Raw genomic sequence first — 15,277 nt, 5'->3', positions numbered from 1 at the left:
GCCCAGGCGTCCCGCAAAGACGTCCGTGACGCGGTCGCCGCCGCCCGCACGGCGTTCGGCGGCTGGGCGGGGCGCACCGCCTACAACCGCGCGCAGATCCTCTACCGCATCGCCGAGATACTGGAAGGACGCCGCGACCAGTTCACCGCCGAAGTCCGCCACACCGGCACCTCCAAACCCCAGGCCGCCGCGCAGGTGGACGCGGCGATCGACCGGTGGGTCTGGTACGCCGGCTGGGCTGACAAGATCGGCGCCGTCGCCGGCGCCGCCAACCCCGTCGCCGGACCCTACTTCAACTTCTCCAGCCCCGAACCGGCCGGTGTCGTCGCCGTCATCGCGCCCGACTCGCCGCTGCTGGGCCTGGTATCGGTACTCGCGCCCGCGATCGTCACCGGCAACACCACCGTCGTGGTCGCCTCCCAGCCCGCACCGCTGGCCGCGATCACCCTCGCCGAGGTACTGGCCACCTCCGACCTGCCCGCCGGCGTGGTCAATATCCTCACCGGACACCGCACCGAACTCGCCCCCTGGCTCACCTCCCACATGGACGTCAACGCCATCGACCTCACCGGCATCCCCGACGAACACGTCCAAGAACTCGAAGACAGAGCCGCCGGAAACCTCAAACGCGTCTTCCGCGCCGCCGACGACTGGACCAAAGACCCCACAACCACACGCATGACGGCGTTCCTGGAGACCAAGACGGTGTGGCACCCGGTGGGCGTCTGAAAGCGGAAATGCCGCGGAGTGTGTAGAGCGTCACGAACGGTGGAATAGAACCCCCCGTAACTGATCATCACGGGGGGTAGATCAGTGCCTACCAAGACCGCATCGCGTACGACGACGAGCCGAGGTACGGCCGGTCGTACGAAGAGCACCACGGCGAACAAGTCCACGGCCGCCAAGAAGACGGCCACCAAGAGCACCTCGGCCGCCAAGTCGCCGTCGAGGTCCACCACCAGCCGCTCGACCGCGAGGAAGACTCCGGCGAAGCGGACCAGCGCCGCGTCGAGCCGGACGTCCACGGCGGCGTCGACGCGCGTCACCAAGGCCGCCGACCAGGCCAAGGCCGCCGCCACGCAGATGAAGTCGGTGGCGACCAAGGCGTCCTCGTCGGCCAAGGCCATGACCGCGATGACCAAGGCCATGACCACCGCCACGAAGGCGATGACCGACGCCGCCAAGGCGATGAACGCCGCGGCGAAGGACATGGCCAAGCAGAAGGCGGCCACGGCGTCCAAGAGCAGGAGCGGCACGACCGCGCGCAAGAGCACGTCGTCCGGGACGGCCCGCAAGACCACCTCGGCGGCGAGCCGCTCGCGGTCCACGGCGTCGGCGCGGGTGACCTCGCCGAAGTCGACGGCGCGCAAGAGCACGGCGTCCAAGACCCGGCCGGCCACCGCGAAGAAGGCGACGGCCAAGCCGCGGACCAGCGCCGCGCGCAAGTCCACCGCGTCCTCGTCCCGGACGACCGCGAGCACCCGGAGCGGCACCGCCCGCAAGAGCGGCACGTCCCGCTCGTCCGGCACGGCCCGCAAGACGAGCGCGTCCGGGGCCGCCAAGGCCGCCTCGACCCGTCCGCGAGCGGGCGGGGCGACGGCCCGCCGGACCGCCGAGACGGCCGCCGCGGCGCCGCCCGCCGGACCGATGGCCGAGCCCAGGACCTCCAACGGCCTGCAGCACTCGACCAGCACGGACGGCGGGTTCCTGACCGGCCTCACCGACGCCGGCCGGCGCTGACCCGCCCGCGCCCGGCCGGTACCGGCGCACGGGCGCGGGTGGAGCCGGCCGTGCGCGCACACAGCCGACCGTGCAACACAGCCGGCCGTGCGCGCACACCGCCGGCCGGGGATCCACCACGGCCGCCTTACGGGAGATTCATTGGACGAGAAGGACATCCTGGCGCGCATCGACGAGTACGTCGGCGAGGAGCAGCGGCTGCGCGACCGCTACCAGCACGGCGACCTGGACCGCGACGAGGAGCACCGGCGGCTGGAGAACCTCGAGGTGGCCCTCGACCAGTGCTGGGACCTGCTGCGCCGCCGCCGGGCCCGGATCGACGCGGGCACCGACCCCGGCGACGCGGACGCGCACGTCCGCCCGCCGGACGAGGTCGAGGGGTACCTGCAGTGACGCAGCCCCTCACCCGGCGGGCGGGGCTGCGCTTCGGCCTGTCGCTGGCGCCGGACGCGTCCGCCCCGCTGGTCCGCATCGCGCAGGACGCGGACCGGTACGGGCTCGACCTGCTCGGTGTCCGGGACCGCCCGTACCTGCGCGACACCGCCGACGCGCTGACGCTGATGGCGACGGCGCTGGCCGTCACGTCCCGGATCCGGGTGCTGCCCGCCGTGGCGTGCCTGCCGCTGCGGCCGCCCGCGCTGCTGGCGAAGGCGCTCGCCACGATGGACGCGCTGAACGGCGGCCGCGTGGAGCTCGGGCTCGGCGCCGGCATGTCCTGGGACGGCGTGGAGGCCTACGGCGGACGGCGGCTCGGCCCCGCCGCCGCGCGCCGCTCCCTGGAGGAGGCGGTGCAGATCATCCGGCTGCACTGGAGCGACCAGAACGGGCTGCGCTTCCAGGGCGAGCACCACCGGTTCGCCGCCTCGCAGGCGGGGCCGGCGCCCGCGCACCAGATCGGGATCTGGTTCGGGGTGACCGGGCCGCGGGCGCTCGACCTCGCGGGCCGGGTCGCCGACGGCTGGATCGCTCCGTCGTCGGCGGTCCCGCCGAAGCGGCTCGCCGAGGGGCAGCGCCGCCTCGACGACGCGGCCGCCCGGGCGGGGCGCGCCCCGTCCGAGCTGCGCCGCGTCTACCTGCTCGAAGGGTCCATCGACGCGCGCGACTCGCGCGGCTTCCTGCACGGCCCGCCGCAGCAGTGGGTCTACGAGATGACGGAGCTGGCCGTGGGGCACGGCGTCGACACGTTCCTGTTCGGCGGCGACCCCGGGCAGCTTCCGGTCTTCGCGCTGGAGGTCGTCCCCGCCGTCCGCGAGCAGGCCGCCCGCGAAAGGCGGGGCCTGTCCGCCGACGCGGCGCAGCCCGCCCCGTCGCAGCCCGCTCCGGCGCACTGACCTCGCTACATGCGCTCCGGGGTCGGGACGCCGAGGAGGTGCAGGCCGGTGGTGAGGGTGCGAAGCGTGGCGGCGCACAGGGCCAGGCGGGACGCCTTGGTCGCCTCGTCCGGGGCCTTCAGGACCGGGCAGTTCTCGTAGAAGGTCGTGTAGGCGTCGGCGACCGAGTAGATGTAGCCCGCCAGCTTGTGCGGCTCGGCGGTCGCGCCGGCCTGCTCCACGGCCGCGCCGAAGCCGAGCAGCCGCAGGGCCAGCGCCCGCTCGGCCGGGTCGGCGACGGCGATCGGGCCGGCCGCCTCGTCCGGGGCGAGGCCGCCCCTGCGGAAGATCGACCGGATCCGCGCGGCGGCGTACTGCAGGTACGGGCCGGTCTTGCCGTTGAAGGAGATCATCCGGTCGAAGTCGAAGACGTACTCGCTGTCGCGCGCCACGGACAGGTCGGCGTACTTGACCGCGCCGATGCCGACGTCCCGGACGATCGCGGCGCGGGTCGCGTCGTCGAACGGCTCGTCGTGCTGGATCTCGTCGAACACCGTCCCGGCCCGCTCGACGGCCTCCTCCAGCAGTTCGGAGAGCTTGACGGTGCCGCCCGCGCGGGTCCGCAGGATCTTGCCGTCGGTGCCGAGGACGTTGCCGATCTGCGCGTGCTCGGCGGCGACGTCGTCGTTCAGCCAGCCGGCCATCCGCGCGACCGCGAACACCATCTGGAAGTGCAGCGACTGCGGCGCGCCCACCACGTAGACCATCCGGTCGACGTGCTCGGTGTCGACCCGGTACCGGATCGTGGCGAGGTCGGTGGTGGAGTAGTTGTAGCCGCCGTCGCTCTTGCGGATGATCACCGGGAGCGGCTCGCCCTCCCGGCCGGTGAAGCCCGGCGGGAACGCGCACAGCGCCCCGTCGCTGATCACCGCGATGTCCTTGTCCTCCAGCTCCTGGACGGTCGGGGCGAGCAGGTCGTTGTAGAAGCTCTCGCCCTTGATGTCGTCGTCGGTGAGGGTGACGCCGAGCATCCCGTAGACGGAGTTGAAGTACCGCTTGGACACGTCCACGAGGACGTTCCAGAGCCGCAGCGTCTCGGGGTCGCCCGCCTGGAGCGCGACGACCCGCCTGCGGGACCGGTCGGCGAACCCCTCGTCGCCGTCGAACTTCGCCCGGGCCGCCTGGTAGAAGGCGGTGAGGTCGCTGACGGACGAGTCGTCCCGCGCGGCGGCGTCCTCGCCGAGGTCGAGCAGGTGCTCGATGAGCATCCCGAACGGGGTGCCCCAGTCGCCGACGTGGTTGTCGCGGACCACGTCGTGGCCGAGGAAGTCCAGGATGCGGGCGATCGCGTCGCCGACGATCGTCGTCCGCAGGTGCCCGACGTGCATCTCCTTCGCCACGTTCGGCGAGGAGTACTCGACGACGACCTTCTGCGGCGCGTCCGTCGCGGGAACGCCGAGCCGCGCGTCCCGCAGGGCCCGCTGCGCCTCGCCGGCGATCCAGGTGTCGCTGAGCGTCAGGTTGATGAAGCCCGGCCCGCTGACCTGCACGTCCGCCACGACGTCACCGACGTCGAGGTGCCCCACGATCTCGTCGGCCACCTCGCGCGGCTTTCGGCCCAGCTTCTTGGCCAGCGGCAGTGCCACGTTGGCCTGAAGGTCGGCGAACTGCGACGGCCGGATGACCGGGTCGGCGTCCGCGTACGACGGTCCGAAGGCGGCGCTCAGCGCGTCCTGGACCCGGGCGGCGAGTACGAGTTGCGGATCGGGCATGTCCCAAGGCTATCGGCGACCGCACGCCGTTTTCGCAACGGCGGCGGCTATGGCAGGGCGGGCGGTTCGGTGCGTTCCGGCTCGGGCGCGGGCGGCAGGGGCTGCGGCGCCGGTTCGGCGGGCTTCGGGGCGTCCGCCGGCTTCTCGGGGGAGCGGGACTTGTCCGGCTTGTCCTGGGAGTCGCGCTCGGCGTGCGTCCAGCGGCCGAAGCGGGACGTGCGCGTCGCCGCGACCTGCTCGCGGATCCGCTCCACGATCCGCCCGGACGCGAGCCGGTGCGCCAGCTCGCACGCCGAGGTGATCGCGCGGGCGTGCGAGGCGCCGTGCGCGATGACGACCGTCCCGTTCAGGCCGAGCAGGACGCCGCCGCCGTAGGTGTCGGGGTCGAGGCGGTCGCGCAGCTCCTGGAGCCGGCGGCGCTGCAGGAGCGCGCCGACCCGGGCGGGCGCGCTGGCGGTCATCGCGGCCCGGATCTCGGCGAACGCGGTCCGGACCGTGCCCTCCATGGTCTTGAGCGCGACGTTGCCGGTGAAGCCGTCGGTCACGACGACGTTGACCGCGCCGCCGAGCAGGTCGTGGCCCTCGACGTTGCCGGCGAACTCGATGCCGTGGCTGCCGCCGGACAGCAGCTCGAACGCCCGCTTGGTGACCTTGTTGCCCTTGCCGGGCTCGGACCCGATCGTCAGCAGGCCCACGCTCGGCCGCTCCACGCCCAGCAGGATCTGCGCGTACGCGGTGCCGAGCGCGGCGAACTGGACGAGCCCCTCCGGCTTGACGTCCACGGTGGCGCCCGCGTCCAGCAGGATCGTCGGGCGCGGCACGGTCGGCAGCGCCACCGCGATGGCGGGGCGCATCACGCCCTGCTGGCCCTTCAGCCGCAGCCGGGACGTCGCGACGACCCCGGCGGTGCTGCCCGCCGACACCAGTGCCGACGCCCGGCCCTGCTTGATCAGGTGGCAGGCGATCGCGATCGACGACTTCGGCTTGCGCCAGCTCGCGAGCGCGCCCTCGCCCATGTCGAGGGCCTCCTCGGCGTGCACGATCGGGATCTTCCCGGCGAAGCCGTGCCGGTCCAGCTCGCGCTGGATCCGCGGCGCCTGCCCGACCAGCACCACCCGGACGCCGTGCGCGCGGACGGCGTCGACCGCGCCTTCGATGATCTCGCCGGGCGCGTGGTCGCCGCCCATCGTGTCGACCGCGATCGGCAGCGGCCGCACCGTCGCCGGACGGCGGGCCGCCGGGCGCGGCGGCTCGCCTTGACCGGTCATGGGCCGCTCCAGAGGGGAGAGGGACGGGTGGCGCGCGCGAGATCCGCAGCTCATCGCATGGTAAGTCCTCGGTTCGGGTGCCTTGGCGGTCCGCGCGCCCGGGGTGGCGAGCCTCACGCGCCCGGCAGGGCGTGCCCGCCGCGCCGGACGGCCCGCCCCGCCGGGCAACGAATGCGCATGATCAGGGAAAAGTCCGGCACGCACCGCATGCGACCCGGTACGGACGGTGATGTACCGGACGTGGAAATGGTGATGAATCGCAAGAAGGTCCTGATCCTGGGCGCCGCCGTGCTCATGGTCCTGGTGGTCGCGGGCGGCGCCGCGTGGCTGCTGGTCACCTCCGGCGGCGAGCTGACGTACAAGACGCAGGCGGCGCTGCGCAAGGCGATGCCGGCCAAGGCCGCCGACGAGCTGAGCGTGCGCGGGCTGACGCTGCGGTCGCCGCTGAAGTGCGCGGACCTGCACGGCTGGACGAAGGGCAGCATGCGGGTGTCCTGCACCGGCACCACGGCCGACAACAAGCAGGTCAAGGTGCTCGGCACCGGCGAGCAGCAGTCGAAGAAGAACTACTTCACGATCCTGGTGGACGGCCGCCCGGTCGTGGAGAACGCGCAGTGCCTCGGCGCCGCCTGCCACAAGAAGGGCGGCTGACCGCCGCGACCTGAGGGCCGGCGCGGTCAGGTGCAGCCGAGTCCGAGGCAGCCCTGGTCCAGCACCCGCCGTCCGGCGACGGTGACGGTGTAGTCCTCGACGGGGTGCGCGCTGTCGGCGTCGCGGGCGGTGCCGGACACCACGACGGGCTGCCCGGCCTTCGTCCGCGCGGTGCAGGACACCCGGACCGTGTCGCCGGTCTTCGGCGTCCGGCAGGACGGGCGGGCCTTCAGCGGGATGCCGCGCTTGTCCAGCTCGGCCACGACCCCGTCGGTGACGGCGTTGCGGTAGGACTCCTCGGAGATCCGCTGCATCACCTTGCACCCGGACAGGGTTGCGGCCAGCGCCGCCGCGGCGAGCAGGGCCAGGACGCGCCTCATACCGTCTCCTCCGCCCGCAGCACCTGCGCGACCGCGTCGGCGACGGCGTCCGGCCGGTCGAGCTGGACCATGTGGCGCGAGTCCGGGAGATCGACCTGGACGCCATGGGGCGTCATCTTCGCCAGCCGCGCGTGCCCCTGCGCATAGGCGCGCTTCTTGGCCTCGCCCTTGACGTCGCCGAGCGCGGTCAGCACGACCAGCGGGACGGCCGGGAACGGGCGGCGCTCGCGGAGCCGCGCCAGGTCGACGGCCTGCTCCCGGTACGCGATGTCCTCCGCCATGACCGTGCCGAGGACGGTCCCGCGCCCGTAGACCGAGCGGACGACCGCGTCCGGGACGGGTTCGCCGCGCCGGCTGGTGTGCTTGAGGACGGCCCGACGGCCGAGCGGCCCGAGGACCTTCGCCAGCCGCGTCGCGCCGAAGAAGACCCCGGCCGCGGTGGCGAGCGGCGTCACGGCGGCCGCGTACCGGACGAGTTCGTGCGGGTGCGGCTCGTAGCTCGGGTCGACCAGGACCATCCCGCGCACGAGGTCCGGGCGGAGCCGGGCGAGCGCCTCGGCGTGGAACCCGGCCATCGAGTGCGCGACGACGATCACCGGCCCGCCGGCCCGCTCGGCGAGCGCGGCGAGCACGCCGGCCTCGCGGCGCAGCGTCGGCGCGGCGATCGCGGCGGGGCTGAGGCCGAGCCCGGGACGGTCGAAGGCGATCACCCGGTTCCGGTCGCGCAGCAGGTCGACGCTGGGCCGCCAGTCGAACCAGGCGCCGCCGAGGCCGGAGCTGAGCAGCAGCGGCGGCCCGCCGGCCGGGCCCTCCTCGACGACGTGGACCTGCTCGCGGCCGACGTTCACGAGCTCGCTCGCGGTGACGGCCGTGCGGCCCCTCGGTCCGGCGCTCGCCGGGCTGCTGCCGCTCATAAACATGTCCTCTCCCGTAGCGGCGACGGGGAGGCGGGGGCCCGCCCGGCGTTCCGGCGGTCGATGTAGAGCGCCCAGGCGATCAGGAGCAGCCCGGCGCACAGGACGGTGATCTGCACGCGCTGGATGATCCCGAGCCAGCGGCCCAGGTACATCGCGAGCAGCGTGCTCAGCGCGAACACGGTCTCGGCCGCCGCGACCACCCAGCCCCAGCGGGCCAGCGCGGGCCACCACCCGTAGCGGCGGGCGGCGAGCGACAGCAGGAACAGCGCGATCACCCCGCAGGTGATCACGACGGTGCTGGTGACGGAGTGGAACTCGTGCGAGAACGACACGTGCTCGGAGCGCTCCCGCAGCGCGCACCAGGTCTCCAGGTTCGGGGCGCAGTCCAGCGGGAACGAGGCGTCGCCGATCGCCCAGACGCCGAACAGGCCGAGGAACGCCCAGCCTGCGGTGGCCAGCGGGCGGCGGCGCAGCCGGCGCAGCGTGCCGGCCGACACGATGATGGACAGGATCCCGGTGATCAGGTCGCCGCCGCTGTAGACGAGGTGGAAGGGCTGGTCGATCGCCGACAGCTCGCTGACGTAGCCGTTGACGACGTCGAGGTCGGGGCTCAGCGCGTTCTCCAGGAAGAAGGAGGCGTAGCAGAGCGCCGCGAGGAACGCCAGGACGATCACATAGCGCGGGGCGACGCCGGGGCCGCCGGGGTCGTGGAGGTCCGGTCCGCCGGTGCCGGGGCCGGGCGCGGCCGCGCCCCGGCCGCCGGCCGGCTCTGCCGGACCGTCTGCGTCATGGGAGTGCACACCAGCCCCTTCGCCCGTCCGCGGTGCCGCCCCCGCCAGTATTTCCGAACATCCTGTCAGCGTGTGACCTGGGGCGCGGTTTCCGGAGTAACCGCTGGCCGAAGCGTGGGCCCCGCGTGACGGAGAGGTTGACGTCCCGTAGTCGTTGAACAAGGGGCGGGACGTCCACGATGATGCAGGGGCGATTTGTCGGGATCCGGGCTGACCAGCTTTTTCCTTACCCTGTAAGGGGTATCAATTCGGTATGAGCCGGTCCCAAACGGTTGAATGGGGGTGTCCTGCGGCTTTTTGATCACCGTCCGTGACGACGCGCCCGGGGGCCCGCTTCCCCCGCTGACATCAAGGAGTACCAACACGTGACACTGGTGAACGACGCGGCTCCCGCAATGCGATCCACCGGTCGCAAGTTCCGCGCCTTCACGGCGAAGCACCTGGACGAGCTCACCGCTCGCGCCGGTCTGTCGCCCGAGCAGCGGCTCGCGACCCGGGCGGTCGCGACGGTCCTGCCCTTCCGGACCAACGCCTACGTCATTGAGGAGCTCATCGACTGGTCGGCCGCGCCGGACGACCCGATCTACCGGCTGGTGTTCCCGCAGGAGGACATGCTCCCCGCCGAGGACGTCGCGCAGCTGTCCGACCTGCTGCGCCGCGAGGCCCCCAAGGCCGAGATCGAGGCCGCCGCGCACGCCGTGCGGATGAGGCTGAACCCGCACCCCGCCGGCCAGCTCGAGCTCAACGTCCCGAGCTTCGGGGACGGCAAGATCCCCGGGATGCAGCACAAGTACGGCGAGACGGTCCTGTACTTCCCCAAGCAGGGGCAGACCTGCCACGCGTACTGCACCTACTGCTTCCGCTGGGCCCAGTTCGTCGGCGAGGCCGACCTGAAGATGGCGGGCGACGAGCCCACCGCGCTGCGCGACTACCTGCTCGCGCACCCCGAGGTGACCAACGTCCTGTTCACCGGCGGCGACGCGATGATCATGGGCGAGCCGGTGCTGCGCCGCTACCTCGAGCCGCTGCTCGAGCTGGAGCAGCTGGAGGCGATCCGGATCGGTACCAAGTCGCTGGCGTACTGGCCGCAGAAGTTCGTCACCGACCCCGACGCCGACGCCATGCTCCGGCTGTTCGAGCAGGTCGTCGAGGCCGGCAAGAACCTCGCCTTCATGGCGCACTTCTCGCACCCGCGCGAGCTCGAGCCGCTCATGGTCGCCGAGGCCTGCCGCCGCATCCGCGACACCGGCGCCGTGATCCGCACCCAGGCTCCCCTCATCCGGACGATCAACGACGACGCCGCGACCTGGGAGACCATGTGGCGGGCGCAGACCCGGATGGGCCTGATCCCGTACTACATGTTCATCGAGCGCGACACCGGGCCGCAGGACTACTTCGCCGTCCCGCTCGCCCGCGCCTACGAGGTCTTCCGGGATGCCTACAAGAACGTCTCCGGGCTCTCCCGGACCGTCCGGGGCCCGTCCATGTCCGCCACCCCCGGCAAGGTGTGCGTGGACGGCGTCGTCGACCTGATGGGCGAGAAGGTGTTCGCCCTGCACTTCATCCAGTGCCGCGACGCGGACCTGGTCGGCAGGCCGTTCTTCGCGCGGTACGACCCCGACGCGGCCTGGCTGGACGACCTCAAGCCCGCGTTCGCCGACCGGTTCCCCTGGGAGAAGTGACCGGACACCGCTGAGCGGCACCCGCGTCCCGCCTGAGCGCCTGCTCAGGCGGGACGCAGGTGGCGGGCGAGAGCCAGCGCGGCGAGCATCGCGGCGGCGCCGCACAGGGCGATGGACGGCCTCCCCGCGCCCGAGGACGACGTCCGGGCCGTCCTGCACGCCCCCGACGCCGTGCGGCGCCTCACCGACGCGCTGGAGGCCGCCTGGACGCGCTCGTCGAGCCCGACTGGCCGGTGCTGCGCTCGATCCTCGAACAGGACATCGTGCACCGCGCCGGACGGCTCGCCGCCTACGGCTGGGCGGAGGCCCTTGACGGGCTGTCCCGGCAGGTCCGGTGGCGCGGCGGCGCGATCGAGATCGACATCCCCGGCGGCGGCGACCACCGGCTGGCGGCGCCGGGCTGATGTTCGTCCCGACCGTCGGCGACCACCTCGCGGTGCTCCGCGCGTCCGGCCTCGTCACCCGCGAGCGCGGCGGCCGCTCCGTGCTGTACCGCCGGACGGCCGTCGGCGACGCGCTGGCCGGCGCCGCGTGAGGCCGCCCCGGCGACCGGGACGGCCTCGACAGGACGTCAGACGCCGAACTCGGGAATGATCGTCGCCCGCGCGATGGTGTGCGCGGTGATGTTGAAGCCCGCCACGGCCGGGGAGACGTCGGAGTCGATCCCGAGCGACTCCACGTCCAGCGCGTGCACCGTGAACACGTACCGGTGCGGGGCGCCGGGCGGCGGCGCCGCGCCGCCGAACTCCTTCTTGCCGAAGTCGTTGCGCGCGTGGATCCCGATCTTGGTGTCCGCGGTCCCGGCGCCGGTGGGCAGCTCGGTGACGTCCGCCGGGATGTCGAACAGCGTCCAGTGCCAGAACCCGCTGCCGGTCGGGGCGTCGGGGTCGAAGCAGGTCACGGCGAAGCTCTTGGTCTCCGCCGGGAACCCGGACCAGCGCAGGTGCGGGGACAGGTTGGGGCCGTCGAAGCCCCAGTCGTTGTACACGTGCTTCTTGCCGAACACCTCGCCCTCGGTGACGTCGTCGCTGGTCACGGTGAAGGACGGGACCTCGGGAAGGTGCTCGTGGGGAAGCGGTGGCCGGCCGGCCATGGCGACCTCCTCGTCAGGGGATCGGTTGTCGCTCCATCTCTATCAGGAGTGGATCACGTCGCGCGGGCCGCGGTGGCATCCGCGGTGACGTGGATCACTTCCCGGCGGCCTCGGTGTAGGCCGCGATGACCTCTTCCGGGGCGCCGTCCATCCGCATCCGGCCCTCGTCGATCCAGATGACCCGGTCGCACATCTCCTTGACCGTGTCCAGCTGGTGCGCGACGAGGAAGACCGCGCCGGCCTCCTTGCGCAGCTCCTCGATCCGCTTCTTGCTCTTGCGCTTGAACTTGGCGTCGCCGGTGGCGAGCGCCTCGTCGATCAGCAGCACGTCGTGGGTCTTCGCCGCGGCGATCGCGAACCGGAGCCTGGCCCCCATGCCGGACGAGTACGTCCGCATCGGGTACTGGATGAACCCCTCCTTGAGCCCCGCGAAGTCGACGATCTTCTGGTACTGGGCCTTCGTCTCCGTGGGGGTCATGCCCATCGCCAGGCAGCCGAGCACGATGTTGCGCTCGCCGGTCAGGTCCTTCATCAGCGCCGCGTTCACGCCGAGCAGGGACGGCTGCCCGTCGGTGTACACCGCGCCGCTGTGCGGCGGCAGCAGCCCCGCGATCGCCTTCAGCAGCGTCGACTTGCCCGAGCCGTTGGTCCCGATGATCCCGACCGCCTCGCCGCGGTACGCGACGAACGACAGCCCCTTGATCGCGTGGACCTCCTTCATCGAAGGACGGTTCTTGCGGCGCAGCACCCGGGAGAACGCGCTGGCGGCGTTGCCCTTCCCGCCCGCGCCGTACACGCGGTAGATGATGTGCAGGTCGTCGACGACGACGATCGGCTCCCGCGCGGGGTCGACGTCGATGGCCGTCCCGCCGCGCACCTTGGTGTCAGCCACGGCCGTAACGCTCCTCGGCACTGAAGAAGAACAGGAACCCGCCGATGATCGCGACGGCCGACCAGATGCCCGCGTAGAGCCACAGCTGGCCGGTGGACTCGCTCAGCTTGGTGTGGACGAAGTGCCGGTACTCGCCGAGCAGCTGGTGCCGGCTCAGCTCCACGTACACGTAGGCGGGGTTGGCCTTGAGGACCTCGCCGATCCACGGATGGGTCTTGAGCGCGTGGCTGCGGGTCAGCAGGTCCGGCAGGCTGAAGATCACGCCGGACAGGTAGAGCCAGGTCCGCATGATGAACGGCAGCAGCTGGCTGATGTCCCGGTTGAACGCGCCGAGCCGGGCCATCACCATGCTGATCCCGACGTTGAACAGCAGCTGCAGCACCAGCACCGGGACGAACATCACCATCTGGACGCTGATCGGCTCGCCGAACGCGAACACGATGCCGAGCAGCACGATCAGCGACAGCAGCAGCTGCTGGAGCTCCACCGTCGCGATGGCCAGCGGCAGCGTCGCGCGCGGGAAGTGCAGGGCCCTGATCAGCGACAGGTTGTCGCCGACGGACTTGGATCCCGACGTGATCGAGCGCTGTGTAAACCCGAACATGAACACGCCCGTCACAAGGAAGGGAATGAAGTCCGGTACGCCGCGCTTGGTGTTGAGGAGGACGCCGAAGATCAGGTAGTAGACCGAGACGTTCAGGATCGGGGTCAGCAGCTGCCAGACCTGACCCAGTCGCGAGTCGGTGTACATCGAGATGTTCTTGGCCGAGGCGAACGCCCAGATGAAGTTGCGCCTGGCCCACACACTCTGGATGTACTTGCGCAGCGGGGGGCGCGCCGCGCTCTGCCTCAATCCGTACCGTGCGGCGTAGGCGGCCAGCGTCTCATGCACGTGAGGAGACTCCGCGATCGTGCCGACCGACTCGCCACCCGGTGAACCGAGCCGTTGCGGGTGACTCATGCCGGGAAGCCTATTGCAGTCGATGATGTGTCAGTGACGTTCACCCGCATGTGACCCCCGAACTGAGATCATTACGGAATCTTGTCGTCGCTCCTGGGGATACCCAGGGCATGCCGTCCAACCATTCTCGGTCACTCCCCGTGCTCCGCGCACCCTGGCCCCCGCCGACCAGCCGCACCGCCTCCCGCGCCCGGCCGCGCGGCCCCCACCGGACGGTGCTGAGCCGCCTCGGGCGCGCCGACCGGTGGGCGTTCGACCGGGTCGCCGGGGCCCGGCTGCCCGGCCTGGAGTACGTCCTGCCCCGGCTGTCGAGGTCCGCCGACCACGGCGTGCTCTGGTTCACCACGGCGGCGGCGCTCGGCCTCACCCGGCGGCCCCGGCTGCGGCGCGGCGCCCTGCGCGGGGCGATCGCGATCGCGGTCGCGAGCCCCATGGTCAACATCCTGGGCAAGCACGCGTTCCGCCGGGCGCGCCCGGTCGTGGACCTGGTGCCGCCGATCCGGATCCGCTGGAAGCTGCCGACCTCGCACGCCTTCCCATCGGGGCATTCGGCGTCCGCGGCGGCGTTCGCGGCCGGGGTGGCGCTGGAGGCGCCCGCCGCGGTCGCGGCGCCGGTCGCGGCGACCGCCGCCGCCGTCGCGTTCGCCCGCGTCTACACCGGCGCCCACTACCCGGGCGACGTGCTCGCCGGCCTCGGCATCGGCGCGCTGGCCGGGCTCGGCACGCGGCTGGTGTGGCCGGCGCGCCCTCCGGTGGCCCGCGTGACCCGGGCCGAGGGCGAGGACGTCCAGGTCACCGCTGACGGGCGCGGCGTCGTCGCGGTCGTCAACCCCGGCTCGGGCGGCGGGGGCGAGGCGACCCGCGGCATCCTGCCGGGCGGCGCCGAGATGGCGGCCGGCCTGCTGGAGCGCGAGCTCCCGGCGGCGGAGATCGTCGTGCTGGAGCCCGGCCAGGACCTGGAGAAGGCGCTCGCGGAGGCCGCCGCGCGAGCGGACGTGCTCGCGGTCGTCGGCGGCGACGGCACCGTCAACGCGGCGGCGCGCGCGGCCCTCGACCACGACGTCCCGCTGCTGGTCGTGCCCGGCGGGACGTTCGACCACTTCGCGCGGGCGCTCGGCATGGAGTCGCCCGCGCAGGCGATCGCCGCGTACCGGGCCGGGCGGCTCGGCCGTGTGGACGTCGCCTACGCCGCGCCCGCCACGGCCGGTGCAGATGAGGGAAGCGAGCGGCTGTTCTTGAACACGGCGAGCTTCGGCGCCTACACCGAGCTGGTCGACCGGCGCGAGCGGCTGGAGAAGCGGCTCGGCAAGTGGCCCGCGCTGGCGGTCGCCGCCGTCCGGACGCTGCGGCACGCCGAGCCCGTCGAGGCCGTCGTGGACGGGCACCGGCGGCACGTGTGGCTGGCGTTCGTCGGCAACGGCGTGTTCGGCTCGCACGGCGCCGCGCCCACCTGGCGCAAACGCCTCGACGACGGGCGCCTCGACGTCCGCATGGTCTCCGCCGGGCGCCGGATGCCGCGCGTCCGCGCGGTCGCGGCGGTCCTCGCCGGGCATCTGCACGTCGTCCCCGGCTTCCGGGCGTGGCGCGCCGGCGGCCTGGAGGTGCTCACGGAGTGTGACGAGCTCCGGCTAGCACGGGACGGCGAAGTGTCGTCCATGCCCCCGGCGATCCGGTTCGGCAAGCACTCCAAGGCCCTCGCGGTCTTCCGCCCGGAAAGCTGACGGGCGCCGCGAGTTCGGCGAAGATTCAGCGGGCCGTAACTCCGCCCGGAGCCCGGCCGAGCCGGGTCGTGACCGGCGCTCAGGGCCCGCGTTTACCGC

Annotated in this window: 18 protein-coding genes; 9 read left to right on the top strand and 9 right to left on the bottom strand. The window is 72.6% G+C overall.

Features of this window, described 5'->3' with window-relative positions:
- From F8568_RS41720 to F8568_RS41705, 4 genes are all read left to right on the top strand, one after another.
- On the top strand, positions 1-729 hold a 729-nt coding region (locus F8568_RS41720; protein ID WP_151599561.1), incomplete at its 5' end, for an aldehyde dehydrogenase family protein.
- A gap of 84 nt (positions 730-813) precedes the next feature.
- A complete protein-coding gene (locus tag F8568_RS41715; protein WP_151599559.1) occupies positions 814-1,740 on the top strand; it encodes a hypothetical protein in 927 nt (308 codons plus the stop codon).
- 141 nt (positions 1,741-1,881) lie between these two features.
- A complete protein-coding gene (locus tag F8568_RS41710) occupies positions 1,882-2,133 on the top strand; it encodes a DUF2630 family protein (protein ID WP_151599557.1) in 252 nt (83 codons plus the stop codon).
- A complete protein-coding gene (locus F8568_RS41705; protein WP_328601274.1) occupies positions 2,130-3,071 on the top strand; it encodes an LLM class flavin-dependent oxidoreductase in 942 nt (313 codons plus the stop codon). The genes F8568_RS41710 and F8568_RS41705 overlap by 4 nt, the downstream gene beginning before the upstream one ends.
- A gap of 5 nt (positions 3,072-3,076) precedes the next feature.
- Here F8568_RS41705 and argS read toward each other — a convergent pair whose 3' ends face one another.
- The gene (argS, locus tag F8568_RS41700) at positions 3,077-4,822 is read right to left on the bottom strand and encodes an arginine--tRNA ligase (protein ID WP_151599555.1); all 1,746 of its coding nucleotides are present in this window, start codon (positions 4,820-4,822) and stop codon (positions 3,077-3,079) included.
- Positions 4,823-4,869: 47 nt separating this feature from the next.
- On the bottom strand, positions 4,870-6,090 hold the full coding sequence (gene plsX / locus F8568_RS41695) for a phosphate acyltransferase PlsX (RefSeq protein ID WP_151599553.1): 1,221 nt from the start codon (positions 6,088-6,090) through the stop codon (positions 4,870-4,872).
- 252 nt (positions 6,091-6,342) lie between these two features.
- Here plsX and F8568_RS41690 point away from each other — a divergent pair, with 252 nt between their 5' ends.
- Entirely contained in the window at positions 6,343-6,741 is a 399-nt protein-coding gene (locus tag F8568_RS41690) for a hypothetical protein (RefSeq protein WP_236009998.1), read from the top strand.
- Between the two features lie 26 nt (positions 6,742-6,767).
- Here the strand turns inward: F8568_RS41690 and F8568_RS41685 are convergent, their stop codons facing one another.
- From F8568_RS41685 to F8568_RS41675, 3 genes are read right to left on the bottom strand one after another with little or no spacing between them, the layout of a single operon-like run.
- The gene (locus tag F8568_RS41685; RefSeq protein WP_151599549.1) at positions 6,768-7,121 is read right to left on the bottom strand and encodes a hypothetical protein; all 354 of its coding nucleotides are present in this window, start codon (positions 7,119-7,121) and stop codon (positions 6,768-6,770) included.
- Positions 7,118-8,035 carry an alpha/beta fold hydrolase gene (locus F8568_RS41680; RefSeq protein WP_151599547.1) on the bottom strand — a complete coding sequence of 306 codons (918 nt, stop codon included), beginning with the start codon at positions 8,033-8,035 and terminating at the stop codon, positions 7,118-7,120. The genes F8568_RS41685 and F8568_RS41680 overlap by 4 nt, the downstream gene beginning before the upstream one ends.
- The gene (locus tag F8568_RS41675; protein ID WP_328601273.1) at positions 8,032-8,838 is read right to left on the bottom strand and encodes a DUF998 domain-containing protein; all 807 of its coding nucleotides are present in this window, start codon (positions 8,836-8,838) and stop codon (positions 8,032-8,034) included. Before F8568_RS41675 ends, F8568_RS41680 begins: the two co-directional genes overlap by 4 nt.
- A gap of 386 nt (positions 8,839-9,224) precedes the next feature.
- Between F8568_RS41675 and F8568_RS41670 the strand changes: the two genes are divergently transcribed.
- Positions 9,225-10,511: a KamA family radical SAM protein gene (locus F8568_RS41670; protein ID WP_151599585.1), complete on the top strand. Its 1,287-nt coding sequence runs from the start codon at positions 9,225-9,227 to the stop codon at positions 10,509-10,511.
- Positions 10,512-10,555: 44 nt separating this feature from the next.
- On the opposite strand, the gene F8568_RS41665 is transcribed toward F8568_RS41670, so the two are convergent.
- Positions 10,556-10,696 (bottom strand): hypothetical protein, encoded by a 141-nt coding sequence (locus tag F8568_RS41665; RefSeq protein ID WP_160573956.1) that lies wholly within the window; start codon positions 10,694-10,696, stop codon positions 10,556-10,558.
- A gap of 48 nt (positions 10,697-10,744) precedes the next feature.
- Between F8568_RS41665 and F8568_RS41660 the strand changes: the two genes are divergently transcribed.
- Together F8568_RS41660 and F8568_RS41655 are read left to right on the top strand one after the other, a co-directional pair.
- Positions 10,745-10,915, top strand: a complete 171-nt coding sequence (locus F8568_RS41660; protein ID WP_160573955.1) for a hypothetical protein — start codon at positions 10,745-10,747, stop codon at positions 10,913-10,915.
- Positions 10,915-11,046, top strand: a complete 132-nt coding sequence (locus F8568_RS41655; protein ID WP_160573954.1) for a helix-turn-helix domain-containing protein — start codon at positions 10,915-10,917, stop codon at positions 11,044-11,046. The genes F8568_RS41660 and F8568_RS41655 overlap by 1 nt, the downstream gene beginning before the upstream one ends.
- A gap of 36 nt (positions 11,047-11,082) precedes the next feature.
- Here the strand turns inward: F8568_RS41655 and F8568_RS41650 are convergent, their stop codons facing one another.
- The 3 genes from F8568_RS41650 to F8568_RS41640 all read right to left on the bottom strand — a co-directional run bounded on the left by F8568_RS41650 (position 11,083) and on the right by F8568_RS41640 (position 13,388).
- Positions 11,083-11,604 carry a YbhB/YbcL family Raf kinase inhibitor-like protein gene (locus F8568_RS41650; RefSeq protein WP_151599545.1) on the bottom strand — a complete coding sequence of 174 codons (522 nt, stop codon included), beginning with the start codon at positions 11,602-11,604 and terminating at the stop codon, positions 11,083-11,085.
- Positions 11,605-11,698: 94 nt separating this feature from the next.
- Positions 11,699-12,496 (bottom strand): ABC transporter ATP-binding protein, encoded by a 798-nt coding sequence (locus tag F8568_RS41645; RefSeq protein WP_328601271.1) that lies wholly within the window; start codon positions 12,494-12,496, stop codon positions 11,699-11,701.
- The gene (locus tag F8568_RS41640) at positions 12,489-13,388 is read right to left on the bottom strand and encodes an ABC transporter permease (protein WP_328601270.1); all 900 of its coding nucleotides are present in this window, start codon (positions 13,386-13,388) and stop codon (positions 12,489-12,491) included. The genes F8568_RS41645 and F8568_RS41640 overlap by 8 nt, the downstream gene beginning before the upstream one ends.
- A gap of 209 nt (positions 13,389-13,597) precedes the next feature.
- Between F8568_RS41640 and F8568_RS41635 the strand changes: the two genes are divergently transcribed.
- Positions 13,598-15,178, top strand: a complete 1,581-nt coding sequence (locus tag F8568_RS41635) for a bifunctional phosphatase PAP2/diacylglycerol kinase family protein (RefSeq protein ID WP_328601269.1) — start codon at positions 13,598-13,600, stop codon at positions 15,176-15,178.
- Positions 15,179-15,277: the final 99 nt, after the last annotated feature.

This window comes from Actinomadura physcomitrii, assembly GCF_008923205.2.
GTDB lineage: Bacteria > Actinomycetota > Actinomycetes > Streptosporangiales > Streptosporangiaceae > Spirillospora > Spirillospora physcomitrii.
This window is presented reverse-complemented; position numbering and strand designations above follow the sequence as displayed.